Annotated in this window: 7 protein-coding genes; 5 read left to right on the plus strand and 2 right to left on the minus strand. The window is 67.1% G+C overall.

All coding sequences use genetic code 11. The features are described from left to right. Positions 1-170 precede the first annotated feature (170 nt). From JOF45_RS04555 to JOF45_RS04565, 3 genes are all read left to right on the plus strand, one after another. Positions 171-3614, plus strand: a complete 3444-nt coding sequence (locus JOF45_RS04555; protein WP_210048171.1) for a pyruvate carboxylase — start codon at positions 171-173, stop codon at positions 3612-3614. Between the two features lie 24 nt (positions 3615-3638). Beyond that, a complete protein-coding gene (locus JOF45_RS04560) occupies positions 3639-5132 on the plus strand; it encodes a mycothione reductase (RefSeq protein ID WP_210048172.1) in 1494 nt (497 codons plus the stop codon). Positions 5133-5235: 103 nt separating this feature from the next. Continuing rightward, the gene (locus JOF45_RS04565) at positions 5236-5838 is read left to right on the plus strand and encodes a mycothiol-dependent nitroreductase Rv2466c family protein (protein WP_210048173.1); all 603 of its coding nucleotides are present in this window, start codon (positions 5236-5238) and stop codon (positions 5836-5838) included. A gap of 437 nt (positions 5839-6275) precedes the next feature. Here JOF45_RS04565 and JOF45_RS04570 read toward each other — a convergent pair whose 3' ends face one another. After that, entirely contained in the window at positions 6276-7040 is a 765-nt protein-coding gene (locus tag JOF45_RS04570) for an SDR family oxidoreductase (RefSeq protein WP_210048175.1), read from the minus strand. Positions 7041-7172: 132 nt separating this feature from the next. On the opposite strand from JOF45_RS04570, the gene valS reads away from it, so the two are divergent. Then, entirely contained in the window at positions 7173-9791 is a 2619-nt protein-coding gene (valS, locus tag JOF45_RS04575; RefSeq protein WP_210048177.1) for a valine--tRNA ligase, read from the plus strand. A 380-nt stretch (positions 9792-10171) separates the two neighbouring features. Next, positions 10172-11401: an IS110 family RNA-guided transposase gene (locus JOF45_RS04580; RefSeq protein ID WP_210048179.1), complete on the plus strand. Its 1230-nt coding sequence runs from the start codon at positions 10172-10174 to the stop codon at positions 11399-11401. A 56-nt stretch (positions 11402-11457) separates the two neighbouring features. Here JOF45_RS04580 and JOF45_RS04585 read toward each other — a convergent pair whose 3' ends face one another. Next, positions 11458-12336 carry an MgtC/SapB family protein gene (locus JOF45_RS04585; RefSeq protein WP_245324127.1) on the minus strand — a complete coding sequence of 293 codons (879 nt, stop codon included), beginning with the start codon at positions 12334-12336 and terminating at the stop codon, positions 11458-11460. Between the last annotated feature and the right edge of the window lie 23 nt (positions 12337-12359).

The following is a 12359-nucleotide window of genomic DNA, read 5'->3' on the forward strand; positions in this document are numbered from 1 at the left end:
TTCCTGTGGTCCCAACACTAATCAGGACCTGATCTTCCCGCACCCACTGTGGAACGCGCCACAGTCATGTGGCGTAGCACATACCACAGCGGTCTTCGGCGCGGTATCGTCATCTCCGGCAGGTCACAAAGGCGTGGTCTGCTTCTCACGTTTGGCAGAGAGGAACATGAATGTTCTCCAAGATTCTGGTCGCCAACCGCGGCGAGATCGCGATCCGAGCGCTGCGGGCCGGCGTCGAGCTCGGCGCCCGCACTGTGGCCGTATACCCCCACGAGGACCGCAACTCCTTCCACCGTCAGAAGGCCGATGAGGCCTACCGCATCGGCCAGGAGGGCCATCCCGTCCGGGCCTACCTCGATGTCGAGGAGATCATCCGGGTGGCCAAGGACGCCGAGGTGGATGCCATCTACCCCGGCTACGGCTTCCTCTCGGAGAATCCGGAGCTGGCGCGCGCAGCCGAACAGGCAGGGATCACCTTCGTCGGGCCCCCGGCCGATGTCCTGGAGTCCACCGGGGACAAGATCCGTGCGCTGCGTGCCGCCAAGCAGGCCGGCATTCCGGTGCTGGAGAGCTCCGACCCCTCAGATGATCCTGAGCAGCTGATCGCCGAGGCCGACCGCATCGGCTTCCCCATCTTCGTCAAGGCAGTCGCCGGCGGCGGAGGCCGCGGCATGCGCCGGGTGGAGCACAGGGAGGACCTGCCGGAGGCGCTGCGGGCCGCCATGAACGAGGCCCAGACGGCCTTCGGCAACGCCACCGTCTTCCTGGAGCAGGCAGTGGTCCGTCCGCGCCACGTCGAGGTCCAGATCCTCGCCGATGGGGAGGGCGACGTCGTCCACCTCTTCGAGCGTGACTGCTCCCTGCAGCGCCGCCACCAGAAGGTGGTGGAGATCGCCCCGGCGCCTCATCTGGACGAAGAGGTCCGGCAGGCGCTGTACCGGGATGCGGTGGCCTTCGCCAAGGCCATGGGCTACCGCAATGCCGGCACGGTCGAGTTCCTGCTGGACACCGCCGGCGAGCGGGCGGGCCAGCACGTGTTCATCGAGATGAACCCGCGCATCCAGGTCGAACACACAGTGACCGAGGAGATCACCGACATCGACCTGGTCTCCTCTCAGCTGCGCATCGCCGCCGGCGAGACCCTGGAGGACCTGGGGATCCGGCAGGAAGAGCTGCACGTGCGCGGCTCGGCCATGCAGTGCCGGATCACCACTGAGGACCCGGCCAATGACTTCCGTCCCGACGTCGGCACGGTCTCGGCCTACCGATCGGCCGGCGGCTCCGGCATCCGGCTCGACGGCGGCACCGTCTACGCCGGGGCGGAGATCAGTCCGCACTTCGACTCCATGCTGGTGAAGCTGACCTGCCGCGGCCGCGACTATCTGACCGCGGTCCGCCGGGCTCGCCGCGCTCTGGCCGAGTTCCGGATCCGCGGGGTGGCCACCAACATCCCCTTCCTGATGAACGTGCTGGATGAGCCGGAGTTCCTCGCCGGGGATGTGGCCACCGACTTCATCGATCGGCACCCGGAGCTGACCCAGGTCAACCGTTCACAGAACCGCGGGTCCAAGGCGCTGCAGTACCTGGCCCACGTCACGGTCAATCAGCCCCACGGCCCCCGGATCCACGGCATCGACCCGAGGGACAAGCTGCCCCGCTTCCCCGGCGACAAATACGAGGAGCCCGACCGCAGCCCCTTCGACGGCCCCTCCAAACACCCCAAGCCCGAGGGTTGGCGTCAGGTTCTCCAGGCCGAAGGGCCGGAGGGCTTCGCGCAGCGTCTGAGGCAGCAGCAGGCACTGGCGGTCACCGACACCACCTTCCGGGATGCCCACCAGTCGCTGCTGGCGACCCGCGTGCGCACCCGTGACCTGCTGGCCGCAGCCCCAGCGGTGGCGCATGTGACCCCCGGGCTGCTCTCGGTGGAGGCCTGGGGAGGTGCCACCTACGACGTGGCCCTGCGCTTCCTCTCCGAGGACCCGTGGCAGCGTCTGGCCCTGCTGCGTGCCGAGCTGCCCAACATCCCGATCCAGATGCTGCTGCGCGGTCGCAACACCGTGGGCTACACGCCCTACCCGTTGGAGGTCACCGACGCCTTCGTCGCCGAGGCCGCCGCCACCGGAGTGGACATCTTCCGGATCTTCGACGCTCTCAACGACGTCGACCAGATCATCCCCGCCATCGAGGCGGTCAGGAAGACCGGAACCGCGGTGGCAGAGGCCGCACTGTGCTACACCGGCGACCTCTCGGACCCCCAGGAGAGCCTCTACACCCTGGACTACTACCTGGACCTGGCCCAGCGGATGGTCGACGCCGGCGCCCACATCCTGGCCATCAAGGACATGGCCGGGCTCCTGCGTCCGGCTGCGGCCACGACTCTGGTCACCGCTCTGCGCGAACGGTTCGAGGTGCCGGTGCATCTGCACACCCACGACACCGCCGGGGGACAGCTGGCCACTCTGCTGGCCGCGGCCGAGGCAGGAGTCGACGCCGTCGACGTCGCCACCGCCTCCATGGCCGCCACCACCTCCCAGCCGCCGGCCTCAGCTCTGGTGGCCGCGCTGGAGCACACAGAGCGCGACACCGGTCTGGGCCTGGATGCCGTGGCCTCCATGGAGCCCTACTGGGAAGCGGTGCGGGCGATCTACCGGCCCTTCGAATCCGGTCTGCCCAGCCCCACCGGCCGGGTCTACCGCCACGAGATCCCCGGCGGCCAGCTCTCCAACCTGCGGCAACAGGCCATGGCGCTGGGCCTGGGGGAGCGGTTCGAAGACATCGAGGACATGTACCACGCCGCAGACACCATGCTCGGACGCCTGGTCAAAGTCACCCCCTCCTCCAAAGTGGTGGGAGACCTCGCGCTGCAGCTGGTCGGCATGGGAGTGGACCCGGCGGAGTTCGAGCAGAACCCGCAGGACTTCGATCTGCCCGACTCGGTCATCCAGTTCCTCGCCGGACAGCTCGGAGACCCGCCCGGCGGCTGGCCCGAGCCCTTCCGCAGCAGGGCCTTGGAGGGCCGCACGGTCAAGCCGGTGGACGAACACCTCGACGCCGAAGACGCCGCCGCGCTCGCAGAACCGGGCCCCACCCGGCGAGCCACGCTGAACCGTCTGCTCTTCCCGGGGCCCACACGGGACTACGAGGCCGATAAGGAGCGCTACGGCGACATCATCGTCCTGCACACCCGGGACTTCCTCTACGGCATGACACCCGGGGAGGAGCACGTCATCTCCCTGGGGACCGGAGTGCGTCTGCTGGTGACCCTGCAGACCATCTCGGAGCCCGACGAGAAGGGGATGCGCGCGGTCATCTGCACCCTGAACGGCCAGCAGCGTCAGGTCATGGTCCGTGACGAGAGCGTCGAGGCCGTGGTGCGCTCGGCCGAGAAGGCCGACCCCAGCTGTGAAGGCCATGTGGCCGCGCCCTTCGCCGGGGCCGTCACCCTCACCGTGGAGGAGGGTCAGACGGTCGAGGCCGGGCAGACGATCGCCACGATCGAGGCCATGAAGATGGAGGCCGGGATCACCACTGCCGTCGGCGGAACGGTGAGCCGCGCGGTCATCGACGGGGTCCAGCAGGTCGACGGCGGAGATCTCCTCGTGGTGATCGGATGAGCTCTGCGGTGGTTGAATAGGGGCATGTCCACACCAGTCACCGCAGATCTCGGAATCATCGGCTCCGGCTCCGGCAACTCACTGATCACTCCCTTCTGGGAGGACAAGCGCGTGGTCCTCGCTGATAAGGGCACCGGCTCCACCGGTGCCTTCGGCGGCACGTGCCTGAACGTCGGATGCATCCCCACCAAGATGTTCGTCCGTCCCTCCGCCCTGGCCCGCGGGCCCGAGGAGGCGGCCAAAGTCGATGTGGGCCTGAAGCTCCACAGCGTCGACTGGCCGACGATGCGAGATCGGATCTTCTCGCGGGTGGACGCCATCTCGGAGGGAGGCCGCAGCTACCGGGACGTGGAACTGGAGAACGTGGAGCTGCTCTCACAGAAGGTGACCCTGGCTCCCGACCTGCTCAGCCGGCGTCGGGAGTCAGGGCGCTTCGCCTTCACCGCCGAGGACGGCACCTCTGCCGAGACTGAGCAGCTGGTGATCGCCGCCGGCTCCCGACCGGTGAAGCCGCAGGTGCCCGGCGTGGACCTGCCGCAGGTGCACACCTCGGACTCGATCATGCGGATCGAGGACCTGCCGCAGCGGGTGCTGATCCTGGGCGGCGGATATATCGCCTGCGAGTTCGCCGGCATCTTCTCCGGACTGGGCAGCGAGGTCATCCAGGTCAACCGCAGCCTGGGCCTGATGTCTGTGCTGGACGAGGACATCCAGAAGGCCTACTCCGCCGAGGCTGAGAAGAACTGGACCGTGCTCTACCAGCGGACCCTGGGCGCCGTCGTCGAACGTCAGGAGGGAGGGGTCGGCGAGCACCCCGGGGTGACCGCCCAGCTGGTCACCTCCGACGGGCGCGAAGAGGACTACGACGTCGACCTGGTCCTGGTGGCCATCGGCCGCCGCCCCAACACGGACCTGGTCGGCGCCGAAGAGGCCGGTCTGGACCTGGAGTCCGACGGGCGCCTGGTCGTGGACGACTACCAGCGGGTCCTCGCCCAGGGGGAGCCGGTCGAGGGCCTCTACGCGCTGGGGGACATCTCCTCCGAGGCGCAGCTGAAGCACGTGGCCAACCACGAGGCTCGAGTGGTCGCCCACAACCTGGAGAACCCGCAGCGCCTGCGGACCTCCCGGCACCAGGCCGTCCCCTCGGCGATCTTCTCCTACCCTGAGATGGCCCAGGTGGGTCTGACCGAGGCCCAGGCCAGCGAGAGGATCGGCGGGCAGAACATCACCACCAAGGTCCAGAACTACGGCGACACCGCCTACGGCTGGGCCATGGAGGACAGCTACGGGATCTTCAAGATCATCGCCGACCGGCGCGACGGCACCATCCTGGGCGCCCACGCCATGGGCTACCAGTCCTCCAACCTGATCCAGCCGATCGTCCAAGCCATGAGCTTCGGCCAGGATGCCCACACGGTGGCCCGCGGGCAGTTCTGGATCCACCCGGCGCTCATGGAGGTCGTGGAGAACGCGCTGCTCGGCCTGGAGGTCCCCATTCCGGAGGACGCACCGCTGTGAGCCGAGACCTTCTCGCCGCTGGAAGGAAGTCCGCTGAAGGAATGTCTGCCCCGGGCGGGCAGTTGCGATGACTGGAACCGATCCCCTTGAAAGGAGCCTGACGATGGCTGAGCGTGTTGATTTCTGGTTCGACCCCCTGTGCCCCTTCGCCTGGGTGACCTCCCGCTGGATCCTCGAAGTGGAGAAGATCCGCGACATCGAGGTCCACTGGAACGTCATGAGCCTGGGCGTGCTCAACGAGGACAAGAACCCCTCGCCGGAGGAGGACCCGGAGCAGCGCTCGCGGTGGATCCCCTCCCGCGCGGCCACCGCGGTGAAGCTGAAGTACGGCCAGGAGAAGGTCGGCGAGTTCTACACCGCCGTGGGCACCGAGATCCACAACAACGGCAACAAGGAGTTCGAGTCCGCCACGCTGAACGCGCTGCGACAGCTGGACCTGGACGAGGAGCTCATCTACGAGGCCAAGTCGGACGCCAACGACGACGCCATGCGCGCCTCCCATGAGGAGGGCATCTCCCTGGTGGGTCAGGACGTGGGAACCCCGGTGGTGGCCTTCCGCGGCACCGCCTTCTTCGGCCCGGTGATCACCCGGATCCCCACCGGCGAGGAGGCGGGCCAGATCTTCGACGGCGCCGTCGCCCTGGCCAGCTACCCGTACTTCTTCGAACTGAAGCGCTCCCGCACCGAGTTCCCCCAGTTCGACTGATCTGGGGTTGTGGCGACGGACTCGGCGGAGGGGGCGCAGCAGCCGGCGTCGGGCGTCGATTGGCACGTCTGAGTGGGGTCGGGTGCGTTCTGACGACTCAACCGTGCCAATGGATGGTGTTGGGATCAGGGCCTCCGGGCGGGGCCCGCGCCAAGTGTGATCAGATAAGGCCGTTATATCGCCCGATTCGGCGCTGATGACGCGCGTATCTGATCACACCTCGGGCCCTTCAGCCTGTCGGGCGTCGGAGGAGAAAGCCCACGCCCAAGACCTCTGAGCCTTACCCCCTCGACGGCTGACACGTCCTGACGAGCAGAGAGCGGCCGCTGACTCTCAAGGATTCCTTGTCGAACGGAGGGTTTCGCGACACGCGGCAGCGTGGCGCACTCCGTGAGCTGAGGAAGGAGAGTCAGCGGCCGCTCGACCTCAGTAGGGCGTCAGCCCTTGCGGATCACTTTGTGCTGCGCCGCCTGAGCGACGGGACGTACGACGATCTGGTCCAGGTTGATGTGGTGCGGCAGGCTCACCGAGTGGGCGATGACCTCGGCGACGTCCTCGGCGGTCAGGGGCTTGTCCACTCCGGCGTAGACGGCCTCGGCGGCGGCTGCGTCCCCGCGCAGGCGCTTGGCGGAGAACTCTTCGGTGTGGACCATCCCGGGGAGGACTTCGATGACCCGGATGTTGTGCTCGGCCTCTTCGAGGCGCAGCGCTCCGGTCATGCCGTGTTCGCCGAACTTGGCGGCGTTGTAGCCGCCCCCTCCCTCGTAGGAGACGATGCCGGCGGTGGAGGTGAGGTTCAGGACGGTGCCCTCTCCGTGTTCGCGCAGCATCGGCAGGAAGGCCTGGGTGATGTTGAGGGTGCCCAGGACGTTGACCTCGAACATCCAGCGCCAGTCGTCGACGCTGCCCTCACCGACGGTCTCCACGCCGAGTGCGCCGCCAGCGTTGTTGACCAGAGTGTCGATCCCGCCGGCCTCGGCGACCTGCGCATAGGCCTGCCGGACGGCGTCGGGGTCGGTGATGTCGCAGACGATCGGGATGATGCCCTCCTGCTCGGCCAGGTGCTCGAGCTTCTCAGCGCGGCGGGCCAGCGCGAAGACCTGCCAGCCATCGGTGCTGAGCCGGTGTGCGGTGGCGGCGCCGATGCCGGAGGAGGCGCCGGTGACGAGGGCGGATCGGGGTGAACTCTCGCTGGTGAACATGATTCCCACGGTAGTGTCAGGCGCGCAGGGTCACCATGGGCGACCGCAATCTGAGATGACAGGCTGAGACCACTCCGCGTCCTCAGGGGCGCTGGGCGTGCGGCGGCGGTCCAGCATGAAACAATGGGCCGCATGGCTGAAGAGATCGCGGGCACAGACGCGCCCATCAAGACCCCTGACGTTCCTGACAAGCCGGCCCTGGAGGGCCTGGAGGACAAGCTCAACTCCGCCTGGCGTGAGGAGCAGGTCTACCACTTCGACGAGGACACCGATCGTTCGCAGGTCTACTCGATCGACACCCCGCCGCCCACGGCCTCCGGCTCTCTGCACGTGGGGCACATGTTCTCCTACACGCAGACCGACGTGATGGCCCGCTATAAGCGGATGAGCGGCTACAACGTGTTCTACCCGCTGGGCTGGGACGACAACGGTCTGCCCACGGAGCGCCGTGTGCAGAACTACTACGGGGTGCGTTGCGATCCCTCCAAGCCCTACATCGAGGACTACACCCCGCCGGAGAAGCCGGCGAAGAACCAGCGCGACTGGGATGTGATCTCCCGCCGGAACTTCATCGAGCTCTGCGAGGCCCTCACTGTGGAGGACGAGAAGGTCTTCGAGGACCTCTTCACCCGCCTGGGGCTCTCCGTGGACTGGCGCCAGACCTACCGGACCATCGACGACGCCTCCCGGGCGGCCTCCCAGAAGGCGTTCATCCGCGACGTGCAGTCCGGCAACGCCTACACCGCCCAGGCCCCCACGCTGTGGGACATCACCTTCCGCACAGCGGTGGCCCAGGCTGAGCTGGAGGCCAAGGAGCGCCCCGGCGCCTACCACCGCTACCCGTTCACCACGGCCGAGGGTGAGCAGGTCTTCATCGAGACCACTCGTCCTGAACTGCTGCCCTCCTGCGTGGCACTGGTGGCCCACCCGGAGGACGAGCGTTACCAGGGCCTGTTCGGCACCACGGTGACCTCTCCGCTGTTCGGTGTCGAGGTGGAGGTCAAGGCGCATCATCTGGCCGATCCGGAGAAGGGCTCCGGCATCGCGATGATCTGTACCTTCGGCGATATGACCGACGTGACCTGGTGGCGTGAGCTGCAGCTGCCCACCCGCGCGCTCATCGGCCGTGACGGCCGCTTCTCCCGCGAGACTCCGGAGTGGATCACCACGGAGGAGGGGCGCGCGAACTACGAGCAGCTGGCCGGCAAGACCGTCCACTCCGCCAAGGAGGCCGTGGTCGAGATGCTCAAGGCGCAGGATCTGCTCGACGGCGAGCCCACGCCGATCACCCACGCAGTGCACTTCTACGAGAAGGGCGATAAGCCGCTGGAGGTCGTCACCTCGCGTCAGTGGTACATCCGGAACGGCGGACGCGACGCCGACCGGCGCGAGCAGATGCTGGCCCGTGGCCGCGAGATCGACTGGCACCCCAGCTTCATGCGTTCCCGCTACGAGAACTGGGTGGAGGGCCTCAACGGCGACTGGCTGGTCTCCCGTCAGCGTTTCTTCGGTGTGCCGATCCCGGTCTGGTACCCCCTGGATGCATCCGGTGAGCCCGACTACGACAACCCGATCCTGCCGAGCGAGGAACAGCTGCCGGTGGACCCGGCCTCGGAGGCTCCTGCCGGCTATGACGAATCCCAGCGGGATGCGGCCGGCGGCTTCACCGGCGAGGCCGATGTGCTCGACACCTGGGCGACCTCGGCGATCACCCCGCACATCGCGGGCCGCTGGGAGCGGGAGAACGACTTCTTCGACAAGGTCTTCCCCTATGACCTGCGCCCACAGGGCCATGACATCATCCGGACCTGGCTCTTCGCCTCGGCGGTGCGGGCCAACAGCCTCAACGGCTCGGTGCCGTGGACCAATGCGGCCATCTCCGGCTGGATCTTGGACCCTGACCGCAAGAAGATGTCCAAGTCCAAGGGCAACGTGGTGGTTCCCAACGACGTGTTGGACAAGTTCGGCACCGATGCCGTGCGCTACTGGGCGGCCTCAGCCAAGCTGGGCGCAGACACCGCCTACGAGGAGGGGCAGTTCAAGATCGGCCGCCGCCTGGCCATCAAGCTGCTCAACGCCTCGAAGTTCGCCTTCGGCATGGGTGTCACCGAGGAGCACATCGTCACCGATGAGGCCGGATCCGCCGCAGTGGACCAGCCGCTGGACCAGGCTCTGCTGGCCCGGCTGAAGGCCCTGGTGGAGGAGGTCACCGCGCGCTTCGAGGACTATGACTACGCCCGAGCGCTGTCGATGACCGAAAGCTTCTTCTGGCAGTTCACCGATGACTACGTGGAGCTGGTCAAGGACCGTGCCTACGGCGGGCAGGGTGAGCAGGCCCAGGCTTCGGTCCGGGCCGCCATGGCCACCACGCTGGACACGCTGCTGCGGCTCTTCGCCCCTGTGCTGCCCTTCGCCACCGATGAGATCTGGCGCTGGTGGCGCAGCGGCTCGGTGCACGCGGCGGCCTGGCCCACCGCGGCGGGCTTCGAGGCGGCTGCCGGGAACGCCGAGACGCTCGATGCTGTGGCGGAGTCCCTGGCTGCTATCCGCCGCGCCAAGTCTGAGGCTGAGGTGAAGCAGCGCCACGCGATCACCGCCGGCACGCTGACCCTGCCCCAGGCGCAGGTCTCCCACGTGGAGTCCGCGCTGGAGGACCTGAAGGCGGCCACCAAGGCTGAGGCGCTGACGCTGAGCTCCGGGGGAGAGGCCCCTGAGCTCACTGAGGCAGAGTACGCCGCCCCGGAGGCCTGAGCCTCCACCGCCGCATTCCCTCACCGCCGCATCGGAGCTCCCACCCCTGAACTCACCCCCCGTTAGCTTCTAAGGGCACCAGTTCTCCGGCAGGATAAGTGGTGTTGTCCGGTCCGGCTCCTCGGCATGATCGTTTGCCCCCAGTCACGCAATGATCCGGGGGGTGTTGTCACCCAGGAGCTGGTCACGGGCGGATCGTGGATCGCTGATAGAGGCACGACAGCCCCAGCAATGAGGGCTTGTTTTCTAACGTGGATGCCGAGCATGACCCGTCCACCGACTCCACCCCAGGACCTGGGGATGGCAGGGCTGGGCAGCTGGCTGCCCAGACGCCCCGTTCTGGGCGGTGACAGGACTCCACAATTGATGAGGAGAAGCTCGTGGCCTGGAATCTTCAGGACTTTGCCCTGTTCATCGGCTTAGACGTCGGCAAAAGTGAGCATCACGCCACCGCACTGACCACCACCGGTGAGAAGGCCTATGACAAGCCCCTGCCCAACGACGAGGCCAAACTCCAAGACCTGCTGGGCGAGCTGACTGCCGGACATGGGCCTGCCCTGTTGGTGGTCGATCAGCCCGCGACCATCGGCGCACTGCCGGTGGCTGTTGCCCAGGAGGCTGAGGATGTTGAGGTGGCTTACCTGCCGGGGCTGACCATGCGCAGAATGGCTGACCTGCACGCCGGTTCAGCCAAGACTGATGCCCGGGATGCATTCATCATCGCTGAGACCGCCCGGACCATGCCCACCGCGTTGCGGCAGATCGCAACATCTGATGAGCAGGTCGCCGAGCTGGCGGTACTGACCGGGTTCGATGATGACCTACTGGCCCAGACAACTGCCGCCAGGAACCGGCTGCGCGGGCTGCTGACCCAGATCCACCCCGGCCTGGAACGGGTCATAGGGCCACGGCTGCATCACTACGGGGTCCTGGATGTGCTGAGCAGGTGGCCTACTCCGCAGCGGATCAAAGACGCCGGCCGAGGCCATGTGCGCAACCGGATCACCAAACACAACCCACGGTTGGCTGAGCCACTCACTGAGGAGATCTTCGTCGCCTTGGCCGCACAGACTGTGGTAGTTCCCGGCACCGAGGCGGCAGCAACCATCGTGCCGATCATCGCCGGACAGCTGAAGGACCTGTACTCACAGCGTCAGCAGGTCCTGGCCCAGGTCGATGCCCTGGTGGAGGCCCACCCTCTTCGCCAGGTCCTGACTTCGATGCCCGGAATCGGGGTCAGGACCGCCGCCAGAATCCTCACCGAAGTCGTGGGTAAGGACTTCAAGACCGCAGGCCATCTGGCTTCCTATGCGGGGATCGCGCCGACGACTAGGCGTTCCGGGACCTCGATCAGAGGTGAATTCGCCAACCGCGGCGGCAACAAGAGATTGAAATCATCGTTGTTCAACAGCGCCTTCGCAGCCCTGCACCACCGCCCATCGAGGGCTTACTACGACAAGAAGCGCGCCGAAGGAAAGACCCATAAACAGGCCGTCATCGCCCTAGCCCGCAGACGCCTGGATACCCTCTACGCGATGCTGCGTGATGGGACCTTCTACCAAGACCCCGAGACCATCAGAGGCGGCACCGGCCACGCCCTAGCGGCTTGACGAAAACCATAGAGGCACCCCCCCCGGGTGACAGGGGTGGGGGCAGAGCTGGCCCCTCAGTCGTGGGTCTCCTCGACGGCGCGGATCTCGAGCACCCCGTCGAGCTCGCTGAGACGCCGGACCAGGTCCTCATCAGGCCGGCGCTGCAGGCGCGTGAAGCGCATGCTGGCCTCGACGGCGTCGCCCGCCTCGCTCTCGATCCGCTTGGTGTGGGACAGCGCTGCCTCATATCCCTGTTCGGAGGCGGTGCGGAGGATGTCGCGCAGCACCCCGCGCCCGTCCACGTACCGCACCGAGTAGAGGCTGCTGCGGCCGTGCCGCGGCAGACTCCTGGCCAGACTGGAGACCACGGTGACCGCCAGGAGGTAGAGCACCACGGTCAATGCGGCGATCAGCGGCATCCCTGCCCCGCAGGCCATGCCCACTGAGGCCGTGACCCAGATGGAGGCGGCTGTGGTCAGGCCGGAGACGATGTTCTGACGCACGAAGATCACGCCGGCGCCGATGAAGCCGATGCCTGAGACGATCTGCGCGGCGATGCGCGAGGGATCCAGGACGACGTCGTCGCCGAGCAGATGAGAGAACCCGTAGGCAGAGACCAGGGTGAACAGTGCCGTGCCCAGGCCGACCAGGATATGGGTCCGTGCCCCGGCGGACTTCTGGCGGACCTCGCGCTCCACTCCGATCACGGCGGAGAGGATGAAGGCGCAGACCAGCAGGACAGCTTCGGTGACAAAGGTGTCGGGCAGCAGCTCGATCTCCATGATTCCCGAGATTACGCGTGATACGGCCTGGGCGATACACTTTTGTGCAACAGCATCGACCCGGCCATCACCGGTGAGCTTCCGGAAGAACAGGCCCAGCAGATGGGGAGCAGAGCCTCCGCGACGCCGGCCCCAGTAGACCCGGACGGGTAAGCCCGTCACAGCAGTCATGGAGAGGTCCGAGGCCCGCTTCG

It is taken from the genome of Nesterenkonia lacusekhoensis (assembly GCF_017876395.1).
Taxonomy (GTDB): Bacteria; Actinomycetota; Actinomycetes; order Actinomycetales; family Micrococcaceae; genus Nesterenkonia; species Nesterenkonia lacusekhoensis.

What these genes read in the sequence shown, in the direction of transcription:
- JOF45_RS04560 (WP_210048172.1), top strand. Translation starts at nt 3,639, where the DNA reads ATGTCCACACCAGTCACCGCAGATCTCGGAATCATCGGCTCCGGCTCC.
- JOF45_RS04555 (WP_210048171.1), top strand. Translation starts at nt 171, where the DNA reads ATGTTCTCCAAGATTCTGGTCGCCAACCGCGGCGAGATCGCGATCCGA.
- valS (WP_210048177.1), top strand. Translation starts at nt 7,173, where the DNA reads ATGGCTGAAGAGATCGCGGGCACAGACGCGCCCATCAAGACCCCTGAC.
- JOF45_RS04570 (WP_210048175.1), bottom strand. Translation starts at nt 7,040, where the DNA reads ATGTTCACCAGCGAGAGTTCACCCCGATCCGCCCTCGTCACCGGCGCC.
- JOF45_RS04585 (WP_245324127.1), bottom strand. Translation starts at nt 12,336, where the DNA reads ATGACTGCTGTGACGGGCTTACCCGTCCGGGTCTACTGGGGCCGGCGT.
- JOF45_RS04565 (WP_210048173.1), top strand. Translation starts at nt 5,236, where the DNA reads ATGGCTGAGCGTGTTGATTTCTGGTTCGACCCCCTGTGCCCCTTCGCC.